Source organism: Thiocapsa bogorovii (genome assembly GCF_021228795.1).
Classification (GTDB): domain Bacteria; phylum Pseudomonadota; class Gammaproteobacteria; order Chromatiales; family Chromatiaceae; genus Thiocapsa; species Thiocapsa bogorovii.
This window is the reverse complement of record NZ_CP089309.1, coordinates 4708877-4730220: the sequence shown is the minus strand read 5'-3', so window position 1 is coordinate 4730220 and position 21344 is coordinate 4708877. Positions and strand designations below refer to the sequence as shown.

The window sequence follows — 21344 nt, the reverse complement described above, 5'->3', positions numbered from 1 at the left end:
GCAAAGGGCCATGGATGCATCAAACGTCGAGCTCCACCGAGAGTGAGCATCTCGCTCTGGACGCGGTTTATGCGGAGCGAAACGCCCGTCGGTGTCGGATGAGAAAGAGGGCCGGGATGACAAAGAGACTCAGCAAGGGTGCGGTGATCATGCCGCCGACCATGGGCGCTGCGATGCGTCGCATCACCTCGGAGCCCACACCGGCGCCCAGGATGATCGGCAGCAGACCGGCGAAGATGGTGGCGACGGTCATCGCCTTGGGCCGAATCCGCATGACCGCGCCTTCGATAACCGCGTCGACCAGGTCGGCCTCGTTGCGGAGCCGACCCTCCTCGCGACGCTGTTTCACCGCATTGTCGAGATACACCAGCATGATGACGCCGAACTCGGCGGCGACCCCGGCCAGTGCGATGAACCCGACGGCCACCGCCACCGAGAGGTTGTAGCCCAGCAGATCGATGAGCCAGAACCCGCCGACCAGCGCAAAGGGCAGCGAGAGCATCACCAGCAGGGCCTCGACGGTCGAGCGGAAGGTGAGATACAGCAGCAGGAAGATGAGTGCCAGCGCGACCGGCACCAACTGCATGAGCTTGGCTTGTGCGCGCAGCATATACTCGTACTGGCCGGACCAGGCGATCGAGTAGCCGGGCGGCAGCGCGACCCGATCGCGCACCACGGCTTGTGCATCGGCGATATAGCGCCCGAGATCGCGCCCGCGGATGTCCACGAAGACCCAGCCGTTGAGACGGGCGTTCTCGCTGCGCAGCATGTCCGCCCCGTCCACGACCACCACCTCGGCGATCTGCCCGAGCGGGATTTGAGCACCGGTCGGGGTGACGATGGGCAGCTCGCGCAGCTTCTGCAGATCGTCGCGCTGCTCGCGCGGGAACCGCACGCTCACCGGATAGCGCTCCAAACCCTCCACCGTCCGGGTCACGGTGACGCCGCCCAAGCCGGCCGCGACGATCCGGTTGATATCGCCGATGTTCAGACCGACGCGCGCGGCCGCCACCCGATCCGGTCGGATCTCGATGTAGCGCCCCTGCGCGGCCCGCTCCGAATAGGCCGAAGCGGTCCCCTCGATCTGCATCAAGGCCTGCTCGACCTCGCCGCCGATGCGCTCGATCTCGGCCAGATCCGGACCCGAGATCTTCACGCCGAGCGGGGTCTTGATGCCGGTGGCCAACATGTCGATGCGTGTCTTGATCGGCATCACCCAGGCATTGGCCAAACCGGGGACGTCGACCAGCGCATCGAGCTCGGCGATCAGTCCGTCCAGGGTCATCCCCTCGCGCCACTCCTCGCGTGGCTTGAACTGGATCAGGGTCTCGATCATGGTTAGCGGAGCCGGATCGGTCGCAGTCTCGGCCCGGCCGACCTTGCCGAAGACCCGCTCGACCTCCGGAAGACTCGCGATCAGCCGATCGGTCTGCCGCAACAGCTCACCGGCCTTGCCGATCGAAATCCCGGGCAAGGTCGTCGGCATGTACATCAGATCGCCCTCGTCGAGCTCGGGCATGAACTCGGAGCCGAGCCCCAGATGCCAGTCGCCCAGGACCGGCACCCCGCGGAAGGTCGCTTGCCAAGCGCTCGCCAGGTCGGCTTGCCAGCCCTCGATGCGCGCCTCGGCGTCGCGATGCGGCCCTTCCTCGACAACGAGCCCGACCGCCTGAAACGGCCATTTCAGCGGCGCCAGAAGACCGCCCACACCGGCCAGCGGGATCAAGGTGCTGAAAAGGATCATGACAGACAGACCGATGACGAGATAGGGACGGCGCAGGACGCCGCTCAACAGGGGACGATAGACCCGGATCAGAAGCCGGTTCAGCGGATTGGCATCCTCGCGCGGAATCCGTCCGCGGATCAGATACCCCATGAGCACCGGAACCAAGGTCACGGCGAGCCCCGCGGCGGCGGCCATGGCGTAGGTCTTGGTGAAGGCCAGCGGCGAGAACAGACGTCCCTCCTGAGACTCGAGCGCGAAGACCGGCAGGAAGCTCACGGTCACGATCAGCAGCGAGAAGAAGAGCGCCGGCCCCACCTCGGTCGCGGCCTCGCCGATCACCTGCCAATGCCGCTCGGAGCTCAGATTCGGCCCTGCCCGCTCCAGGTGTTTGTGGGCGTTCTCGATCATGACGATGGCCGCATCCACCATGGTGCCGATCGCGATGGCGATACCGCCGAGCGACATGATGTTGGCGTTGATACCCTGCGCATTCATGATGATAAAAGCGATGAGAATGCCCAGCGGCAGCGAGACGATGGCCACGAAGGCCGAGCGCAGGTGGAACAGGAAGACCAAACAGACCAGGGCCACCACGATGAACTCCTCGATCAGCTTGGTCTTGAGGTTGTCCACCGCGGAGAGGATCAGCTCGGAACGATCGTAGGTCACGACGATCTCCACCCCCTCGGGCAGCCCGGCACGCAGATCGTCGAGCTTTGACTTGACTGCAGCGATGGTGGAGAGGGCATTCTCGCCGTAGCGCATCACGATGATGCCGCCGGTAATCTCGCCCTCCCCGTCCAGATCCGCGACCGCTCGGCGCATCTCGGGCCCGATCTGCACCCGCGCCAGGTCGCGCAGCAGGACCGGGGTTCCGGCCTCGGTCACCTCCACCGGGATGGTCTCGATATCCTCAACACCGGTGAGATAACCGCGGGTGCGGATCATGTACTCCGCCTCGCCGCGCTCGATCACCGAGCCGCCGGCCTCCTGATTGGCATCGCGCACGGCATCGGAGACGCGCGAGAGCGGAATCCCGAAGGCCCGCAGCTTCTCCGGATCCACCACGATCTGATACTCGCGCACCATGCCGCCCACGGTCGCGACCTCGGCCACGCCGGGCACGCTCTGCAACTCGAACTTGAGGAACCAATCCTGCAGGCTGCGCAGTTGAGAGAGATCATGCCGGCCGCTGCGGTCGACCAACGCGTAGCTGAAGACCCAGCCCACGCCGGTCGCGTCCGGTCCAAGCCGCGGCTGCACGCCGTCCGGCAGCGAGGACGCCGCCTGATTGAGATACTCCAGGACGCGCGAGCGCGCCCAATAGAGGTCGGTGCCGTCCTCGAAGAGGATGTAGACGAAGCTGTCCCCGAAGAAGCTGTAACCGCGTACCGTCCGAGCCCCCGGCACGGCGAGCATCGTCGTTGTGATGGGATAGGTGACCTGTTCCTCGACCACCTGAGGCGATTGCCCCGGAAAGGTCGTGCGCACGATCACCTGCACATCCGACAGATCCGGGATGGCGTCCAACGGGGTCTGTTTCAGTGCCGCAATGCCCCATGCCGTGAGGAGCACCGCCGAGAGCAGCACCAGGAGACGGTTGCGCAGCGACCAGAGGATGACCTGCTTCATCGCGGCGGACTCCCGACGGCGGCCCGGCGGCGATCGCGACGCAGACGACGACTAGTGGTGCGCATGTCCACCTCCGGACGTCTCGGAGGGCTCCGTCCCCGAGGCCTCTGCGACGGGGAAGCGCATGAAGCTCGCCTGCAGGCTGGATTCAGAGTCGATCAGGAACTGACCCGAGAGGACGATTCGATCGCCCTCCTCGAGCCCCGAGAGGATCTCCACCTCGCCGGCACGCTCCATCCCCGCGACGACGTCGACCGGCTGAAAACGCCCCTCCTCGACGACCTTGACCACGGTCGCGCGCTCGCCGGTGACGATCATGGCCTCGGCCGGGATCTTGAGCACGTCGCGCTTGGGTCCGCCGTAGATGACCACGTCGGCGAACATGTTGGGCTTGAGCGCGAGATCGGCGTTGTCGAAAACCAACCGTACGCGCAGCGTTCGGGTTTTCGGATCGAGCTCCGGATAGAGATAGTCGACCTTCCCCTCCCACACCTTGCCCGGGCGCGCCGGAACCCGGATCTCGGCGGTCAGTCCTGGCGCAAGCCAGTCGATCTGGGCCTCGAAGACATCGACCATGACCCAGACCCGACTGAGATCGGCGATGGTGAACATCTCGGTCTCGGGCGTGACATACATACCCTGGCGGGCCTTCAACCCGATGACGATGCCGTCGATCGGGGCGCGGATCGGCAGCCTGTTGCGTGGCTCGCGTTGCTTCTCGATCTCCCGGATCACATCCTCCGGGATGTCCAGCAGACGCAGCAGATTGCGTGCCTTGTCGGCTTTGACCTGAGACACGCCGCGCGGCTGCGGCTCCAGCGCTTGGAGAAAATCCACCTGTGCCGAGAGCATCGCCGGCGCATAGATCTCGGCCAGATCCTGACCCTTGGTGACCCGCTCGCCCTCGGCGCGCAACTGCAGATCCTCGATCCAACCCTCGGCGCGCGGGTGGATGTGTGCCAGGCGGGTCTCGTCGAACTCCACCCGTCCGACCGTGCGGATGTATTTCCAGAGTGTCCCGCGCTCCACCGTTCCGGTGCGCACCCCCAGGTTCTGCATCACCGCAGGACGGAGCTCGACCTCCGGGTACTTACCGACCGTCGGATCCATCAGCTTCTCGACCAGATCCATGCCGCAGATCGGGCAGCTGCCCGGCTTGTCCCGCACGATCCGGGGATGCATCGGGCACACGTACTTGGGGTCCAGGTGCTTGAGGGCATGCTCCATGGCGGACTCAACCGTGGCATCGGCGAGGCGTTCGCTCTCGGCCTGCGTCTCGACCCCGTTCTCGCCCTCGGTGCCGCCGGCGGACGGGGTCGGCGGCTGGGCCACTTCGCAGCCGGCCAAAAGACCGGCGGCGATCAGTGCGAAAAGAAACCCGACCCGGAGCCGTCGCATACGGCCCTGGGTTTGTGTTCGATCGACAACAGACATGCTCGTCGCCTCCGACGTCTGAATGACGGATGCCGCCCGGAAGGGGTATCGAACGGAAGACGGCCGCAGGGAGTTTGCGGTCGACTGCGGGCTCGACTCCGGGTCGGCCGAAGATCAGACGAGGTGAGGACGGGGCGGACGGACGAGCCCCTCGGGGAAGAATCGGTAGAAGTGATCATCCGACCCGAGTTCGGGAACAGAAACGGACGGAGCCAGGCGTGCCGGATCAGCGGCCGGGGCGACCTGCAGCGCACCGAGCGCATAGGCCAAGGCGCACTTCGCACAGTCGAAGAGAGAAGCGTCCGCCTCTCCCGGCATGGACCGCGGATCGCCTTGGGCGAGGGATGAGCCGTGCATGGGACAACCATCCACGAGCTCGGCCGCATGCTCGCAGGGCAGCGCAACACGCGCCCAGGTCTGCGCCTGGAATGCCAGGAGGCAGAAGAGGATCAGAACGGCGGTGGCGGGATGAGCGCGGCGCATGCCGTGAATATGGGCCCGGCACCAGGATCGCGCAAGCGAGATAGCGATCGACGGGCACGTCGCCGATGCGCAGCGCAGTCCATCAGCACCGACGCAGACGGTGGACTTCGCTCTCGCTCGTCCACCCGCCCCCCCGCGGGAGCAAGAAAGAATCGCTCGCGTCGCTCGGCTCGAAAAAACCTCGCCTCGGATGCGCCGGCCCCTGCTGCACCGCACCATTTACGGTACAATAGTTGCTAATTCTCTAATGGACCTTACGGTCCCAACACCTTTTCACGCACACATCGGCAGCAACGCATATGAGCAGTATCGACACCTTCAAGCAGTCCCTGACCCGCGCCCGCGAGTACGGCCTCGAGGAGTTCCTCGAGATCATCAGCGAGATGTCTCAGGTCAGTACCCGCAAGGGCATCATCGATCGGAAAAACAAAGAGCTGATCACATTGGGCATGGCCCTAACGAAGCAGTGCCGACGCTGCATCGACATCCACACGAAGGAGGCTATCCGGCTGCATGTCATGCCCGGCGAGCTCACGCAGGTCCGCAAGATCGCACTCTTTCTCAAGGCGAGCCCGCGTGAAGGCGGCGAGATGTGGGACTCCTGGGAGGATTCCTGGCGTGAATACGTCCTCGGGCGCGGACCGATCCAGCATCATGTCCGCGAGCTGATCGCGCTGGGCATCGCGCTCGTGGAGCAACGCCGCGACCATATCCACCTGCACGCACGTGCTGCGCTCGATTTCGGTGCGCCGCCCGAGGAGATCTTCGAGGTCATGCCGATCGCCCTACTCATGGACGGCGCACCGGCCTTGTCGCAAATCCCACATCTCGTAGATGCCTTGGACGGCCCTCCCCTGGCCATGAGTGCCTAAACCGCGTCGAGAACGACATGCGTCGTTTTCATTGTCAGTTTGGCTTCGGAGATATCCTCGATCCCAGTGAGACGCGGTTTAGAAATTGATATTTTTTAATATCTTAAACCGCGCCTCACCGAGACGTCGGTCATGGCGCAAAGCTGGAGAAAGCCACAAAACGACGTTTCTCGCTCTGGGCGCGGTTTGAGTAAGGTTATTTCATCTCGCGCCATCGACGCCGGCCGCCGTGCCCGGCATTCGGGAGATTCGATCCTCGACCTCGCGTCCGCGTCCGGTACAGACGTGTTGGGCGAAACCGGCACCGGCCTCGGCATAAAGGTTGAAGACCTGGCTGACGCCGGCGGCGCGCAGGATCGCCTCGTCATCGGGAAACTTCGCGATGGCACCGATGGTGCCCGCGAAGCCTTCCTTGATCAGGTGCTCGGCGGCAAAGACGTTTTCCGACACCTGCGGCATTGCCAACAGCACCAGCTTGATATGACCGTCGTCCAGATGCAGACGATGCCAGAAATCGGCGTCCGTGGCGCTGCCCTGGACGACATTGCGACCGCTTGCCGAGTGCCGCGCGACGGCATCCGGGTCCGCATCGATACCGACGGGCTTGAGTCCCTTGTCCATCGTCAGCGTGTCGTAGGCGCCGGTGCCGACGCGCCCCATTCCGATGATCATCGCGTTGGCGTCCGCGGGATCGATCTCGCGCTCGACCGGCAAGCGTACCCTGCGCTCTTGGCGTCGCAGCCGATCGCTGAACAACTCGTAGAGATTATGAGAGCGCGCGTTGAGCCAGGAGGCGATGACCAAGGACAAGCCGACGGTGATGGCGACGATGGCGAGCCAGTCCGCGGACAGCCAGCCCGACTCCTGGGCGATGGCGGCAACGATCAAACCGAACTCACTGTAGCTCGCGAGCGATAGGGTCCCGAGCAGTGCAGTGCGGGCACGCAGCCGAAAGACCAACAGGAGTTGCTCGAACAAGAATCCCTTCGCGATCAGCACCAACAGCAGCACCAGGACCACAGGCGCCATGTCCATACTCGGCGCCGCGGTCAATCCGATGCTCAGAAAGAAACCGACCAGAAAGAGATCCTTGAGCCCGAGGAGCGTCTTCGCCAACTCGCCCGACTTGGCATGGGGAGCGATCAGCACCCCGAGCAGCAGGGCCCCGAGGTCGCCCTTGATATGCAGAAACTCGAAGAGCTGGGCACCACCAAGGCCGAAGGTGATCCCGAACAGGAGCAGGAGCTCGCCGTGTCCGGAGCGATCCAGCACCCGGCCGATGACGCCGCGCAAGGGGATCAGGGCCAGGAGCAGCAATGACCAGAGCGTCGGCACCTTACCCATCGAGAAGGCCAAGAACAGCACCGCGGCCAAATCCTGAACGATCAGAATCCCGATCGCGATGGTGCCGTAGAGCGAGCCCATCTCGCCCTTCTCCTCGAGCACCTTGACCGCGAACACGGTGCTCGAAAAACTCAGCGCAAAGGCCAGGACGATGGCCTCGCGGTGTCCGACCGCATCCAGATGGGGCAAGCCGAGCGAACCCAAGGACAGCAAAACGGGAACGACCAGGCCGACGAAGGCAATCATGTGAATCGAGGCCACGCCCCAGACCTGAGGCTCGGCCAAACTCTTCAACTTCAACTTCAGACCGATGGTGAAGAGCAGAAGGGTCACACCCAGATCGGACAGGGTGTTGACCATCGGGGTCGACTCCGCACCGAAAGCGTGCAGTCCGAAGCCGGCCACCAGATAACCCACGAGCGGCGGCAAACCCATCTGCCGCGCCACCAGACCGGCCCCGAAGGCGATGGCCAACCAACTGATCGTGTCAATCATCCATCAAGGCTCCCCTGAGACCGCGGCTCCCGGAACGCCGCCGAAGGGCCTACCATGGGGCAGAGTGGCGGTTGATGGCAACACTACAAGCAAAACACTTGCCGTCGCTTGCCCGCGGCGTGCCGCGGACCGAACGACCGTATTGATCAGTCCACGACAGGCTCCCACCCGTTGCCGGGATCATAGGCATCGATCGACGCGGCGACGCTAGCGGTGTCGTCCCCCAAGTCCGCCTCGTAGACGACGCCACGTTGGTTGACCTGGAAGCTCATGATGCCGGAGTTGCCGTAACTCGCCGGCCAAGCGACCAGACCGAACCCTCCGACGAGGCGGCCGTCCTCGAGATAGCTCCGGGCACCACCGGGCGCAGCGGGCCCTTGAGCCGTCAGGATCCTAAAGTAATAGCCGTGATAGGGACGCGGCTGCTGCCCTGCCTCGCCGGTCCGGTAGCCCTCGTCGACCGCCTCGCCGACCAGCGGACCCATCGGGCTATCAGGCTCGCCCTTTTTCGTCGGCCAATAGAGTCCGTCGCGTTTGCCCTCGGTGCTCCACAAGCGCGATGCATAGACGCCGATGCCGTCGCCGTTCGGGTCGGCGGCGGCGTACTCGCGCTCGGCATCGACGAAGGCACGGGCGGTCGCGACGGCGTGCAGCTCGTTGAGGCCGACGCGGCGGTCAAGCAACTCCTCCAGACCCGCCCGGGTGTCGAAATACCAGCCCTGGTCGTCCTTGGCCAAGGGGATCGGGAACGGCCAGTCGTCCGGTCCGATCGAGAGGATAGCGCTGTCCTCGGTCTCGTCTTCGAGATCAGCCTCCTCGCGCGCCAATTCCACGAAGCTCCGGCGATCGGCGGCGTCCGCGACCGGGTCGCCGGACACCAGCTCGTCGAGGTCGGACCCGAGCACCGCGTAGAGGGCATCCCGACCCTCTGCTTCGGACGCGTCGATCAAGGCCATCACGGCGGCGTCCGGAGTCTCGAAATGCATCGGAGGTTGGACAGGCACCTCGACATCGGACACCTCCGCCGGGGGCGGGGCATCCTCCGCGGCCGAGACGGCGATACACAGCCAGGAGGCGATCAAGACGGCCAGCAGCAAAGTGATCTTCTTCATAATCTCCGTTCCGCATCGAGAGGCAAGATAGGCTGATCGGGGGGTTCGCTCGTATCTCGCCGGCATGCATGACAACAAAGGTCCCGGCGCAACCAGGCGCACCGCCGTCAGCGCCGTTTGATCCCGCCGGCCCGGGCACCGCCTCCGCCTCGGTTGGCCGCCTTGGCCCGACTGGCCCCACCGCGGTTGCTGGCCGCACGCGCCGCCGCCGGTTTGCCGGCCTTGAAGGCGCTCGCCTTGGGTTTGGAACCCCCTGCCGCGGGACGCTTTTCCAAGGGTTTGGATACGGCCTTGACCGGGCGCTTCGCCTGCGCGACCGCCGGACGCTTGACATCGCGGTTGACCGGGCGTTTCTTGGCGGCCGCCGCCTGAACCTTGGGTTTGGTCTTGACCTTGGCCGCCGGAGCCTTGGCCTTCACCGCCGGGGCCTTGGCCTGCACCTTGGCACGGGCCTCGCCCGCGGCCGGGCGCTTGTCCTTGAGCTCTGCCATCTTGCCGCTCGCGGCACCCTCGCGCTTGACTTGATCCAGTCCGGGGGCCTTGAGCGGGCGCTCTGCGCCCTTCACGCGTCCGCGTGCCTGGTCCCGACTCACGGGGCCCTCGGTGCGCTTGGCGGCAAACCGCTTCTCGGTGGACGAATCCCGGTAACGCACCCCGCCGCGCCGCTCGGGGTTGTGCTCCCACTTTTTGACCTCGTTGCCGACAATGCCGCGGTTGACGTTGATGTCGCCACGCTCGACGTTGCGGTCGATGTCGATGTTGCGGGTTCGGTCGATATTGATGTTGACCGGCTCGCGCCAGCCGTTGTTGTTCCAGTAGGCGGACCGGCCCCAGTAGCTCGGGGCACCGTAATAGCCAGGACCACCGTAGTAGAGCCGGTCGTTCCAGTCGTCATCGTTGTCCCACATGATGGCGGCGGTGAGGAGTCCCCCGGCGACGGCGCCTAGTCCAAAATTGATCAGGCTGCCTGAACCGGTGTCGGCCGTGCTCGACGATGACGCCTCAGCGGCCTGACCCGCCGCGAAACCGGCCTCGTAACTGGCGGTCGCATCGGCGTAGGCCTCCGGGTAATACGACTGCGCCGGCGGACTGCTCTCCCCGTAGACCCTGACGGGGTCGTAGGTGGGCACATAGACCACCTCCGGTTCCGCGGGCTGGATGATGATGGTGTCGCCGGACTTCTCGACACGCTGCTGGTCGTTGTCGGCGAGCGCACCCGCCTCCTCGGCTTCGCCCCGCAAGCGCTGAATGGTGTCGGTCACCTCGCCCTGCTGGGCCAGCACCGCATCGCCCAAGTCTTGAGTCCAGTCGAGGTTGTCGCTCATGAACTCGAGCACGCTCGGGAAGAAGACCAGCGCTTTGACGCTGTCGTCCCATGGCTGCTCCTTGACCGCCTGATCGAGGGCCTCGTCTTTGAGATCGTCCTGGTCATCGAGCCAACGCGTCGCCTGCACCACGTCCAGCGGGTAGGTGCTGGCCATGAGGATCTGGGCAATCAGCGCATCGGGATAGAGTGCAATGGGCGCGACGAGTTGCTCGATCTGCTCGGCGGGGAAGGTCTCGTCCGGGGGCGCGGTCGACTCCGCTCCGAGCGCGAACGGCACTGTGACGGCGACGCAGACGGCGACAATGATTGGGGCCAGCGATCGGCCGAGGCGGTACCCTAGGTTCCGCATGGATGTCCTCGCGATGGTGTGCGCTCTCCCGGCGCTTGGTTTGAGATCAAGGCAACGAAAACTCACTTCTCCGGTGACGACGACTCGTGCGACGGCGGGAACACCTTCGACCAGGCGTCCTTCATCGAGACCAGCACCCAACCGTTCTCGGGCGCCAACTCGAGTGCCTTGTCGAGCTTTCCGAAATGGCTTTCTCGGTCGTAGGCATATTCGCGCTCGGCGTCGGTGTGATGGAGGATCAGGCCAAGCCGCGGGCCCGGCGCGCCGGTTGTCCATTGCAGCATCTGGATGTCTCCGTCGGAGTTGCCGAAGGCGAGGATCGGACGGCGCCCGATGTGGCGTTGGATGCCCACCGGCTTGCCGGCCTTGTCGTCGACGAAGGCCACCTCGGGCTCGCGCACGATCACCGGCGCACCCTCGCGCAGCTCGAACCGCCGGGCGATCTCGGAGCCGATCACCTGCTCCGGCGGTATCCCGTAGACACCCTCGGCCCAGGGACGCATGAAGTCCGCACCGCCGCCGGAAACGATGAAGGTCTTGAAACCGCTCGCGCGCAGATAGGTCAGCAGCTCCAGCATGGGCTGGTAGACCAGCTCGGTGTAGGGCCGATCGAACCGCGGGTGGCGCGCGGCGCCGATCCAGTCCGCCGCGAGCATCGCGAACTCATCGGTGGTCATCCCGGCGTGGGTCGCCATGAGCAACTGCATCAGGCCATCCATGCCGGCCTCGCCCAGGGTTTTCATGTCCCCTTCGAGCGCGGCCTTGAAGGGTTGCTCGGTCTTCCACTCCGGGTGCGCCGGGGCCAGCGTCCGGAGCCGGTCCAGGACGAACGCAAGCTGGGTGTACATGGGCTGCTCGACCCAGAGGGTGCCGTCGTTGTCGAATACCGCGATACGGCGGGCGGGCGGTACAAACTCCTGCCCCGATGCATCGGTCACGTCCGACACGAATGCGGTAATCGCCTGCTTGGCCGGGCCCTCGTTCCAGGAGGGCAGCGGATCGGCGCAGGCCGATGCGACCACGAGCATTGACGCGATCAGTGTATGCAAGCGCATGGAAAGCCTCCTCATGGTTTCGGATCAGCCCCGCGGTCAAGAAGGCGCCGCCGTATGGGCCGCTTGGCGGGCCGGCTGGAGGGTCGGGCGGATTATCGCTTGGTGGCGCGCGGGTTGACGCGTACTCGATCGAAGTCGTCGAGACATGGATACGTTCGAATGGATCGTGACGACGATCGGCGAGACGCGTGTGGAGCCTCGCCGATCGTCGAGAGCGCTCTGTGGAGGCTCAACCGCCGTCGGGTGTCAACGTCTTGAGGACCTTATCCAGACTGAAGCTGGCGGCCTCTTGGCGCGGCGGAAACGCCTGGAAGGTCTCCAGGAAGCGGCCCACGTAGGCCTGGGCCGGGACCAGCAGGTAGGCGCGCTCGAGCACCCAGTCGTAGTAAGTGTTCGAGGTGATCTCGGCACGCTCGTAAGGATCGCGTCGCAGATTCTCGATCAGCGGCACGCGCAGCGGGACGAAGGGATCCATCCACACCCTGAGGGTGCCCGGCGTCTTCTGTTCCATGAAGAGGATCTTCCAGTCGTCGTACCTGAGTGCCGTCAGATCGCCGTCGTCGGAGAAGTAGAAGATCTCGTGGCGGGGGCTCTTATCCGTCTCGCCCTCGAGCATCGGCAGGATGTCGTAACCGTCGAGATGGACCTTGTAATCACGCCCGTTCGCTTGATAACCGGTCAACAGCTGATCCTTGATGTCCGGCGCGCCGGCAATCGCGAGGAAGGTCGGCAGCCAATCCATGTGATGGACGATCTGATTGTTCCACTGTCCAGGTTTGATGTGACCCGGCCAGCGCACCATGGCGGGGACGCGCCAGCCACCTTCCCAGTTGGTGTTCTTCTCGCCGCGGAAAGGCGTCGCGGCGGCGTCCGGCCAGGTGTTGTAGTGGGGACCGTTGTCCGTCGAGTAGAAGACGATGGTGTTGTCGGCAAGGCCCAGATCGTCGAGCGTTTTGAGGAATTTTCCGATGTGACGGTCATGCTCGACCATGCCGTCGGCATATTCGTCCTGACCGGAGATGCCGCGCAACTCGTCCTTCACGTGGGTGCGAAAGTGCATCCGGGTGCCGTTCCACCAGACGAACCAAGGCTTGCCGGCCTCGGTCTGTTCCTCGATGAAGGCGATGGCTCGGTCGGAGGTCTCGTCATCGATCGTCTCCATGCGCTTCTTGGTGAGCGGGCCGGTGTCCTCGATCTTCTGCGTGCCGTCCGGCATGGCCCACGAATGAATGACCCCGCGCGGACCGAATTTCTTCCTGAATTCCGGATCCTTCGGATAATCCGCGTTTTCCGGTTCCTCCTCCGCATTGAGGTGGTAGAGGTTGCCGAGGAACTCGTCGAAGCCATGGTTGGTCGGCAGGTGCTCGTCGCGGTCGCCGAGATGGTTCTTGCCGAACTGTCCGGTCGCGTAGCCTTGCGCCTTGAGTAGACCCGCGATGGTCGGATCCTTCTCGCTCATCCCTTCCTTGGCGCCGGGCAGCCCGACCTTCGACAGACCTGTGCGGAAGACGCTTTGACCCGTGATGAAGGAGGACCGACCCGCGGTGCAGGATTGCTCGCCGTAGTAGTCGGTGAAGGTCACACCCTCGTTGGCGATGCGGTCGATATTCGGGGTCCGATATCCGACCAGACCGTGGGTGTAGGCACTGATATTGGATTGGCCGATGTCGTCGCCCCAGACGACCAGGATATTGGGCTTGTCGCCCGCGGGTGATGCCGACTGGGGCGCACCGGGAGACTGCGCATGCAGGGGCGCCGCCAGCGCCAACGCGAGTAGAGCCGGGACCGCGGTCGCGGCGCTTCGGGTCGGTCTCGAAGTCATAGGGGATGCTCCTCCGGCGTGGTGGGTGTGTGACGTGTTGTCATGCCGATGAATCCGCGGGATCCGATGATCAATCGCCGCGACTGCACACAATCGCATAAAAAGCATTGCGATTCATCATTGCATTCAATTCGCCTCGCCCTCGCGCGGAGATGCGCCTTATGTTCGATTCGGCGAGATCGCCCGGATTTCACTCGTGAAATCGGATGTCTCTCGAAATCGCGTCGCCGTCGAACGCGGATGCAAGCGTCCGACGGCCGGATCGAAGCGCGCTGGGTGTGCGGCTTCATCGCCGCAAGAAAGGACGTGACCGAAGACCCCGTCGGATCTGTCGAGGCGTATCGGGCCCGGTGGACGCCAATCGACCGAATCCGGACGGTCCGGCGGTCCCATCGAATCAACCGCCACACCGGTAACCGGGTTCGGTCACGGCCGTAATCGGTTACCCACCGAGACCTACGGTTACCGCGCCAATCATCGACTCTACCTGGAACGCGCTGGCGATATCGGTCTTCGAGGTCGTGCCGTTGCACGGCATGGCTCACTTCGCACCGAGGCTTACTAGGACGAACAGCAGGGTTAGCGGGATTTGGCGGCGGCGACAATTCATCCGAAGTCGCCCTCGCCGGCACCGGGCCAATACTCATCGTGCAAAACCTGATCGATGGTAAAGGGACAGGTCGACGGAAAGCGGTTCAGCGCCAGTCCGTTCTCCTGCGCTGCCTCGCGCCGAGCCGTGTCGTAGATCTCACCGAGGGTCGCAGCCAGCGTTGGCCGTAAGCTCGGACTCTCTTTGAGTAGAAGCTTGATATCGATCCGCTGGGTGATGACGGTCACTCCCCAACTGCGGGAATGGCGTTCGGGTTGGCACTGCATCTTGAGAAGATGCAAAACCAAAACGATCAGACGATTGCGCAGTTGTCGCCGCTCGCTTCGGCTCATGCCGTCAAGCTCCTCGGAAAGGTGTTCCCGATCGAGTCGTTCGAGGTCGCCTGCACGGAGATGACGCGCCTGGTCTTCGAGCCAGCGCAGGTAATCGGTGTCATAGCCTGTGGTTTGGGTCATGAGCGGTGCCTGATGCTTGCAGTACCGACGTTAGGGTACGCGGATGCCGGCACATCCGTCATCCGGCAGTGTGGGAATAGGGGCCAGACTATTTTCGCACACGGTCGTGCGCTTGATGATCCGCGTGCCCTCGCGGATCGACTCGCGCAGCAGAATCGCGGGGCGTGATGTGCGGTTCGGGACGATGTCGATGTACATGGCTAGGCACGTAGCACAAAAAACTTTGAAATATAGAGAGCTAAACCGCGTCCGGAGCGAGTTGCTCACTTTCGCGTGAGCTCGACGTTGCGCGCATCTACGGCTCTTAGCGAAGACGCGGTTTAGTGTGGGAAGCCCTCGACGGGCTGGTGTCCTTCCGGACCTGGACCGTGCACCGGAAACTCCCAAGTGATCTTGCCGCTTCGCACCAGCGGGCGCTGCGGGGTCCCAGGCAGCGTACCGTTGCGAATCAGCTCGATCAGGTCCGCGCTCACCTGGGGGTTGGACGTAAAGTAAGAATGGCCGAAGAAGTCGGTGCGTTTGCCCTCGAAGACGATGATGTCGACATTGCCCACGGTCGCGAAGTAGTCCTGTGTGCTTTCCGAGATCTGGTCGGGCGTCAGCTCGCCGACGCGCTCCCTGCTGCGAAACAGCAGCTTGGACAGCAGCAGCGCGCGATCCTTGGGCGAGGCGTAGATCGTGAACCGGCCGCTGAGGAACTTCGGCAGGTCGGCGGATCGCCAGCGCGTCGTCAGGTCCGGGTCGGAGGCGAAGATCTCCAACTGCGCGCGGGCCACCTGCGCGTCGATGTCCGGCGACATCAAGACCAGGTGCTTGAGCTTCATGGTCTCGCTGGGGTTCTCGCCGGCGGCGATGGCCTCGATGCTGAGCTCGCGCACGGCGTTGAGCAGCAGCGCGCTGCCGCGGCTGTGGGCCAACAAGTGCACGCCCTCGACGCCCGGCGTGCGCGCCAGGGTGCGGATGGTGCGCTTCAGGTGGCCGATCGAGTAGGTCGCCGATTCCGTGGTGCTGGTAAAGGAGATCAGCGGGTTACCGGTGCTGGACGCGGGCCAGGTGAAAAAGGCGCAGACATGGGCGCGGCCGAAGAAGTGGCACAGCTCGGCGGCGGTGAAGGCGGCGGTGGCGAAGGTCTCGTTGAAGCCGTGCACATAGAGCACGACCTCCTTGGTCGGCGCCAGCGCGAGGCGGCGCTGGACCTCCGCCTGGAGCGCGGCATCGGCGCGCCGATGAGCGTCCATCACCGACGGATCGCGCCGCGTACCGGTGCCGGTGCGCTCGATCCGATAGGGCCCCTCGGGATAGCGGTCCAGCTCATCGACGGCGCCCAACTCCATGCCGATCTGCATGTCGCGTGGATCGGTCAGGCTGTGACGACGCAGCTCATCCCAGGTCATCGATGGCCGCAGCATAACGTCTGCCGAGCCGAAACGCGTGGTGCGCGCGCGCTCCTCACCGTAGGGCAGCTCGGCATCGTCACCGGTGTCGGGTGCCCGGTCGGTGATGTAGAGCAGGTCAACCTCGTCGGTGCGCCGCTCCGCCGGCACCTGCTCGAAGATGGTCCGTGCCGCCGGCAGATGGAAGGTCGCGGGCGTCGGCATCAGCTCCCGGACCTTTGTGGCGCAGCCGAGCTGCACGGACGCTGCCAGCAGGCAGATCAGCAGGAGCCCCGTGCGCCGAGCCGTCAAGCCGGCGCTCGGGGCCAACGCATTCAGGCGCACAGTCGAGACCGCAGCGTTGCGGACGGGTTTTCCCCGAACACGGAGCGGTACTCAGCGGCAAAACGGCCGCTCAGGCGATAGCCGAGGGACAGGGAGAGCGTCTTCACCAGCCTCAAGTCGCCGTCGGACGCCAACAGCTGCTCGCGCGCCTTAGAGAGCCGGGCCAAGCGCACATATCGGTACGGCGGTATGCCGAGCACATCGACGAAACACTTGTGCAGCCAGCGCTGACTGACGCCCGCCGCCGCGCACATCTCGGCGAGGCTGGGCGCCGGGTCTGTCTTGGTCAGCGCCGCGGCGGCGCGCACCACGCGCAGCGCATCCAGCCGAAACGGGCTCGCATCGGGGGCGCTGCGCAGCGCGGGCAGCAGTTGTGCCGCGAGCAGCGACACCAGATCGCTCTCCACCGCTGTCGGCATCGGGAATTCGCCCGGCGACGATGCACTGTCGGTCGGTCTGGCGGCGTTGACGAGCGCACGACGCAGACGCCAGTCCGGGTCCTGTTCAGGCAGCAGAACGCAGTCCTGTAGATGAACGTCTTCCGGCCCGATCCCCGCCAGCGCCGCGCAGGCCCGGGCCATAGGGCGCTTGCGGACTGCGACGGCCAGATTCCTGCGGTCCTTCCCCGACGTGATATAGCCGTCGCGCCCCGCCGCGAGCGTCAACTCCCAGGGACGGGTCTCGCGTCCGTTGATCACGAATGCGGATCGCGGGTTCATGGCCATGAAGAGGATCAACCAGTCCTCGTGCGGCACTGAATGCACCCGTAGCTCCGGCGCCACGTTGTAGGCCATCAGCACGACATCGCGTCCGAACATCCGGCGTGAGACGTACTCGGCGTCTCCCGGTTCCAGTTGGACGCTCTCGGACTCCTTCAGCGGCAAACCGGAGATGAACTCCGGCCGTCGCTCGTCGACCCGCATCGCGCTGCCCTGAGCCGACGCCTCGCGCGAACCGCGCGCGATGCCCGCGGGGGCGAGCAGGTACGAGAGTTGGCTCGCTTGGGTCTGGCTCATGGGATAGCCCGGAAGCTCGACATCGTTCTATGCTATGGCAAGAACCGGTCCGAAACCACCGGCGCCAAACCCCAGTGCAGGAATTGATCCTCGACTCTTGAACAAACCGCGTCCGACGTCTGAGTGAGGCGCCGCGGACCGGCTGTTGTCCAGGCCATTGTGTCCGCTACCCGATCACAGGCATCGCCATGCGTCTTTCGATCATTGCCATCGCTGCACTCACCTGCCTAGTGTCCAGCTGCAGCCGGGACACCGACGACGCCGATGGAACGCAGCATCAGGAGCACACCGGCAAGAGACTGATATCAATCAGGATTCCGCACACACCGTTCACGGGCTTACTGCCCGTCTACGTTGCAGAAGAGCAGGGCATGCTCGAGGCGAACGGCCTCGCGGTACGCTGGATCGATGTCCGCGATCCGGGACAGGGCGCCAAGCTGGTGGCGGCGGGTAAAGCGGATCTCATTCTGTCCACCTTTGCCAACCTGATACCGATCGAGGCGCGACGACCAGGTACCTTGCGTTTCCTGTTCCCGACCAGCGAAACCAGCGCGGACCCGGGCAGCTATGTGCTCGTCAGACCGGATTCGCCCGTCAGAACCCTCGGCGATCTGCGCGGGCGCACCCTCGGCACCTACAGCGGCCCGAGCCAAAAGGCCTACGCGCTGATCGTGCTCGAGCGGCTCGGTTACCGGGTCCCGCAAGACGTGCGACTCATCCAGGTCTCGACCTCCGCGCAGGTGCAGGGCCTGTTCGGCGGCGCGTACGACGCCCTATTCACGGTGGAGCCCTACAGCTCGATTGCGCTCGAAAACGGCGCGAGGGCCGTTGCGACCGGTGTCCGCACGGCCATCATCAGCGATCCATTCTGGCTCGGCTCCGCGGCCATCCCCACGGAGGTCGCGAAGGCGCGCCCGACGCTCGTGCCGAAGCTGCTGCGCGCGTTGGACGAAGCGGTTCGCTACATCGAAACGCATGATACCGAGTCGCGCGCGGTGCTAGCCCGCCGCACCGGGGCGGATGCGGCTGTCGCCGGACGATCGGCCCTGTACCATTGGGTCGCCTACCCGAACGCGAGCGAGCTGGAGCAAATCCAAGCCGCGGTCGACCTGCTGTACCAGGAGCAGATGATCGAGGCGCCGGTCGCCGTGCGAACGCTGTTCGCCGGCATCGATCAGGACTGACGCGGATGCGAAGCCCTTGCGGCAGAAAGACCTCGGGGGAGGGCGCGCGCTGCCTGCTCAGCGCCGATAATCTGTCTTTGCGGATCGGCGCCGACGCGGATGCCCGCCCGATCGTGGCGGGCGTCGACCTGACCTTGCACGCGGGAGAGATCATCGGGCTGCTGGGGCCGAATGGGTGCGGGAAGACGTCGCTGCTGCGAACGCTCGCGGGCATCCTACGGCCAACGGGCGGCGCCGTGCGTCGCGCGGGCGCCGATGTTTCCGTCGGCATGATCAGTCAGCACGTCGCGGCCAATTTGTTGCCGTGGCTCACCGGCGCGGACAACGTGGCGCTGCCGAGTCGCGTCGAGGGGCGCAACCCCCGCCGTAGTCGCCGCGAGGCCGCGCAGACGCTGGACGCCCTGGGACTGGGCCATCTGGCCGATCGCTATCCGCACCAGCTCAGCGGCGGTCAGCAGCAGCTGCTCGCGCTGGCGCGTTGGCTCGCAAACCCGCCGACTGTGCTCTTGATCGACGAAGGCTGGTCGATGCTCGATTTCGTCCAGCGGGAGCGCGTTTATGGCTATCTGCGCGATTTTTGTGCACAGGGACACCGCTGCATCTGCCTGGTCAGTCACAATGTCGGGGAGCTCGCCGGTGTCGTGGACCGCGCCTGTCTCATCAGCGGGCCGCCGGCGACTATCGCCGATGAGATCGACCTGACCCAGCACGCGACCCGTGCACACCGGGTAGAAGCCCTATGGGAATCTGCAAGACGCGTCTTCGCGATAGCCTAATCGGCCTGCTGCTGATCGGGCTCGTTCTGGCCATCTGGGAGGTGGTAGTCCGAATCGGCTGGATTTCGCCGTTGGCGCTGCCGCGGCCGACCGGCGTCATCCTAAGCATCGCCGAGCTGGCGCTGACCGCGGAATTCTGGCGCAACTGGGGCCGAACGCTCGGCGTCTGGATCGCGGCCTTCGCCACCGGCACCGGGGCCGGCCTCGCGCTCGGCTTCGCCGCCGGCGTCAGTGCGCGGGCCTGGCGCATCCTGCTGCCGCTGCTGGGCTATCTGCGCGCGATCCCCCCGATCGCCCTGTTCCCGGTCGCCCTGGTGGCGATCGGCCCGGGCGGTCTGTCCATCGGCGTCGTCGCCGGCCTCGCCTCGGCGCTGTACGTGTTTCCCGGCACCGCCGAAGCCGCGCGCGAGAGCGCGGCGCGCTATCGGGAGCTCGCGCTGATCCTGTCCGCGAGCAAGCCGGCCTTCTTGCGCCACTTCGTTGCCCCGGGTGCCGCGGTCCAAGCCCTCGCCTCGAGCCGTGTCTCCGCCACCGTGGCCTTCGCGGTCTGCATCGCCGGGGAGATGCTCATTGGCGGGCGCACGGGGGTCGGTGCGGCGGTGTTGGATCTCTCCGAGCGCTACCGGCTGGAAGAGGCCTACGCCTACATCCTCGCGATGGGCCTGGTCGGCCTGATGATCGATCTCGTCTTCGCCAGAATCACGCGGCTGCAAATCGTCGAGAGCGCGGCGATGTGGGGGCCGGAGGAGTCGTAGTCGAGGCGGGCACCCGGCGAGAGCCGAACGGGTGACCGTGCCGGGTCGACGGCCGCGGGTGCAAGAATTGATCCTAAATAGCGACGCGACGGGGGCTCACGCGCGGGAGTCGATCCTCGATAATGGCACCTTGATGACGTGACCTGGCTGATCCTAGCCGCAGTCCGAGACGAATTCGGCCGCACTCAGTGGAAGGCGCCCGTCGGGCGCTTCTTGCCCCAGACCGCGCTATCCCTGCTCAGAGTCGGCTTTGCGAGCAGCCTCAACACCATTGGACGACGAGACATGGCAGACCAGCTGCAGCAGATCGAAACACCGGCCTGGATGCTGGAACTGTTCGAGTCCATCGACGACTTGGACCTGTCTGAAGACGGCGGCTTCCGCATCTTCGCGGACGACATTACGCTGCAGTTCGGCCCGAAGACGGCCCACGGCATCGAGGCCGTCAAGCAGTTCTTCACGGAATTGGACGCGCCCCTCATCACCCAGCACTTCGTCGACGTGGTGTACCGTTACGGCAACGCCTACTTCATGCAGGGCAGCGCGTCGCTGTGCAAGAAGGGCGATCCACCGGAGAAGTCGTTCCAAGCCGCCCCGCTCTTTAACCTGCTGTGGTTCAACGACGAGGGCAAGGTGATCCGCTACGTGGTCGACTTTCCGCCGGAAGCGGCCAAGTCGGCGGGGTTTTGAGCCATCACCGTGAGTGCCCACCAGAGTCACCAACCCGTCAGGAGCACGCAGTGAACGCTGAAACCACGCTGCAAAAGTCCCCTACCCTGCCCGACTTCCTCCAACCCGTCTTCCAGTGCATCGACAAAAAGGACTTCGGTGCCCTGGACGCCTTCTTCGCCGAGGACTTCCGGCTCTACTTCGCGCACTACAGCCTGCGCGGCATCCAGCAAGGCATCGGCTTCGTCGGCGCCTTCGATCGGCGGCTCCCGAAGTACGAGCACGTCATGAACGACATCTACGTCGGCGAGCACATCACCTATTTCGACGGCACGCTGCGAGTCTGGTTGCCGGACGACTCGGTCATCGAAACCCCGTTCTGGGACAAGATCGTGGTCGATCCCGGCTCTGGCAACATCAGCACCATGTACGCCATCTTCAGCATCGCAGCGGTGCCCGAGGAGTACTGGAAGGATCTGAAGCCCGAGGACTTTGCGTAGTCGTCACCTG

General features: G+C 64.9%; 18 protein-coding genes. 6 read left to right on the top strand and 12 right to left on the bottom strand.

Annotated features, from left to right (window positions below; all coding sequences use genetic code 11):
- Positions 1 to 67: 67 nt before the first annotated feature.
- From LT988_RS21000 to LT988_RS20990, 3 genes are all read right to left on the bottom strand, one after another.
- Complete coding sequence (locus LT988_RS21000; RefSeq protein ID WP_232407431.1) at positions 68 to 3358, bottom strand: efflux RND transporter permease subunit; 3291 nt, start codon at positions 3356 to 3358, stop codon at positions 68 to 70.
- A gap of 51 nt (positions 3359 to 3409) precedes the next feature.
- On the bottom strand, positions 3410 to 4792 hold the full coding sequence (locus tag LT988_RS20995) for an efflux RND transporter periplasmic adaptor subunit (RefSeq protein ID WP_232407430.1): 1383 nt from the start codon (positions 4790 to 4792) through the stop codon (positions 3410 to 3412).
- Positions 4793 to 4906: 114 nt separating this feature from the next.
- A complete protein-coding gene (locus LT988_RS20990) occupies positions 4907 to 5275 on the bottom strand; it encodes a hypothetical protein (protein ID WP_232407429.1) in 369 nt (122 codons plus the stop codon).
- Positions 5276 to 5574: 299 nt separating this feature from the next.
- Here LT988_RS20990 and LT988_RS20985 point away from each other — a divergent pair, with 299 nt between their 5' ends.
- Complete coding sequence (locus tag LT988_RS20985) at positions 5575 to 6147, top strand: carboxymuconolactone decarboxylase family protein (protein WP_007191099.1); 573 nt, start codon at positions 5575 to 5577, stop codon at positions 6145 to 6147.
- A gap of 201 nt (positions 6148 to 6348) precedes the next feature.
- Here the strand turns inward: LT988_RS20985 and LT988_RS20980 are convergent, their stop codons facing one another.
- The 9 genes from LT988_RS20980 to LT988_RS20940 form a co-directional block, all read right to left on the bottom strand.
- Positions 6349 to 7986 carry a cation:proton antiporter family protein gene (locus tag LT988_RS20980; protein WP_232407428.1) on the bottom strand — a complete coding sequence of 546 codons (1638 nt, stop codon included), beginning with the start codon at positions 7984 to 7986 and terminating at the stop codon, positions 6349 to 6351.
- Positions 7987 to 8132: 146 nt separating this feature from the next.
- Positions 8133 to 9098, bottom strand: a complete 966-nt coding sequence (locus tag LT988_RS20975) for a DUF2950 domain-containing protein (protein WP_232407427.1) — start codon at positions 9096 to 9098, stop codon at positions 8133 to 8135.
- Between the two features lie 107 nt (positions 9099 to 9205).
- A complete protein-coding gene (locus LT988_RS20970; RefSeq protein WP_232407426.1) occupies positions 9206 to 10774 on the bottom strand; it encodes a DUF3300 domain-containing protein in 1569 nt (522 codons plus the stop codon).
- A 62-nt stretch (positions 10775 to 10836) separates the two neighbouring features.
- Positions 10837 to 11829 carry an HAD family hydrolase gene (locus LT988_RS20965; RefSeq protein ID WP_232407425.1) on the bottom strand — a complete coding sequence of 331 codons (993 nt, stop codon included), beginning with the start codon at positions 11827 to 11829 and terminating at the stop codon, positions 10837 to 10839.
- A 229-nt stretch (positions 11830 to 12058) separates the two neighbouring features.
- A complete protein-coding gene (locus LT988_RS20960) occupies positions 12059 to 13651 on the bottom strand; it encodes an arylsulfatase (RefSeq protein ID WP_232407424.1) in 1593 nt (530 codons plus the stop codon).
- Positions 13652 to 14257: 606 nt separating this feature from the next.
- Positions 14258 to 14716, bottom strand: a complete 459-nt coding sequence (locus tag LT988_RS20955; protein WP_232407423.1) for a DUF29 domain-containing protein — start codon at positions 14714 to 14716, stop codon at positions 14258 to 14260.
- A 30-nt stretch (positions 14717 to 14746) separates the two neighbouring features.
- Positions 14747 to 14914, bottom strand: coding sequence for a hypothetical protein (locus LT988_RS20950; RefSeq protein ID WP_232407422.1), 168 nt, complete (start codon positions 14912 to 14914; stop codon positions 14747 to 14749).
- Between the two features lie 122 nt (positions 14915 to 15036).
- Positions 15037 to 16401 (bottom strand): alpha/beta hydrolase, encoded by a 1365-nt coding sequence (locus tag LT988_RS20945; protein WP_232407421.1) that lies wholly within the window; start codon positions 16399 to 16401, stop codon positions 15037 to 15039.
- 23 nt (positions 16402 to 16424) lie between these two features.
- On the bottom strand, positions 16425 to 17450 hold the full coding sequence (locus tag LT988_RS20940; RefSeq protein WP_232407420.1) for a helix-turn-helix transcriptional regulator: 1026 nt from the start codon (positions 17448 to 17450) through the stop codon (positions 16425 to 16427).
- 188 nt (positions 17451 to 17638) lie between these two features.
- Here LT988_RS20940 and LT988_RS20935 point away from each other — a divergent pair, with 188 nt between their 5' ends.
- The 5 genes from LT988_RS20935 to LT988_RS20915 all read left to right on the top strand — a co-directional run bounded on the left by LT988_RS20935 (position 17639) and on the right by LT988_RS20915 (position 21334).
- On the top strand, positions 17639 to 18634 hold the full coding sequence (locus tag LT988_RS20935) for an ABC transporter substrate-binding protein (protein WP_269752071.1): 996 nt from the start codon (positions 17639 to 17641) through the stop codon (positions 18632 to 18634).
- 113 nt (positions 18635 to 18747) lie between these two features.
- On the top strand, positions 18748 to 19410 hold the full coding sequence (locus LT988_RS20930) for an ATP-binding cassette domain-containing protein (RefSeq protein ID WP_232407418.1): 663 nt from the start codon (positions 18748 to 18750) through the stop codon (positions 19408 to 19410).
- Positions 19374 to 20165 carry an ABC transporter permease gene (locus LT988_RS20925; protein ID WP_232407417.1) on the top strand — a complete coding sequence of 264 codons (792 nt, stop codon included), beginning with the start codon at positions 19374 to 19376 and terminating at the stop codon, positions 20163 to 20165. The genes LT988_RS20930 and LT988_RS20925 overlap by 37 nt, the downstream gene beginning before the upstream one ends.
- A 138-nt stretch (positions 20166 to 20303) precedes the next feature.
- On the top strand, positions 20304 to 20855 hold the full coding sequence (locus LT988_RS20920) for a hypothetical protein (protein WP_232407416.1): 552 nt from the start codon (positions 20304 to 20306) through the stop codon (positions 20853 to 20855).
- A gap of 50 nt (positions 20856 to 20905) precedes the next feature.
- Positions 20906 to 21334, top strand: a complete 429-nt coding sequence (locus tag LT988_RS20915) for a nuclear transport factor 2 family protein (protein WP_232407415.1) — start codon at positions 20906 to 20908, stop codon at positions 21332 to 21334.
- The last annotated feature ends 10 nt before the right edge of the window (positions 21335 to 21344 follow it).

Excerpts from the sequence above, each read along its gene's own strand:
- LT988_RS20965 (WP_232407425.1), bottom strand. The coding sequence starts at position 11,829 with ATGCGCTTGCATACACTGATCGCGTCAATGCTCGTGGTCGCATCGGCC.
- LT988_RS20935 (WP_269752071.1), top strand. The coding sequence starts at position 17,639 with ATGCGTCTTTCGATCATTGCCATCGCTGCACTCACCTGCCTAGTGTCC.
- LT988_RS20995 (WP_232407430.1), bottom strand. The coding sequence starts at position 4,792 with ATGTCTGTTGTCGATCGAACACAAACCCAGGGCCGTATGCGACGGCTC.
- LT988_RS20940 (WP_232407420.1), bottom strand. The coding sequence starts at position 17,450 with ATGAGCCAGACCCAAGCGAGCCAACTCTCGTACCTGCTCGCCCCCGCG.
- LT988_RS20980 (WP_232407428.1), bottom strand. The coding sequence starts at position 7,986 with ATGATTGACACGATCAGTTGGTTGGCCATCGCCTTCGGGGCCGGTCTG.
- LT988_RS20970 (WP_232407426.1), bottom strand. The coding sequence starts at position 10,774 with ATGCGGAACCTAGGGTACCGCCTCGGCCGATCGCTGGCCCCAATCATT.
- LT988_RS20985 (WP_007191099.1), top strand. The coding sequence starts at position 5,575 with ATGAGCAGTATCGACACCTTCAAGCAGTCCCTGACCCGCGCCCGCGAG.
- LT988_RS21000 (WP_232407431.1), bottom strand. The coding sequence starts at position 3,358 with ATGAAGCAGGTCATCCTCTGGTCGCTGCGCAACCGTCTCCTGGTGCTG.
- LT988_RS20950 (WP_232407422.1), bottom strand. The coding sequence starts at position 14,914 with ATGTACATCGACATCGTCCCGAACCGCACATCACGCCCCGCGATTCTG.
- LT988_RS20960 (WP_232407424.1), bottom strand. The coding sequence starts at position 13,651 with ATGACTTCGAGACCGACCCGAAGCGCCGCGACCGCGGTCCCGGCTCTA.
- LT988_RS20975 (WP_232407427.1), bottom strand. The coding sequence starts at position 9,098 with ATGAAGAAGATCACTTTGCTGCTGGCCGTCTTGATCGCCTCCTGGCTG.
- LT988_RS20990 (WP_232407429.1), bottom strand. The coding sequence starts at position 5,275 with ATGCGCCGCGCTCATCCCGCCACCGCCGTTCTGATCCTCTTCTGCCTC.
- LT988_RS20955 (WP_232407423.1), bottom strand. The coding sequence starts at position 14,716 with ATGACCCAAACCACAGGCTATGACACCGATTACCTGCGCTGGCTCGAA.
- LT988_RS20925 (WP_232407417.1), top strand. The coding sequence starts at position 19,374 with ATGGGAATCTGCAAGACGCGTCTTCGCGATAGCCTAATCGGCCTGCTG.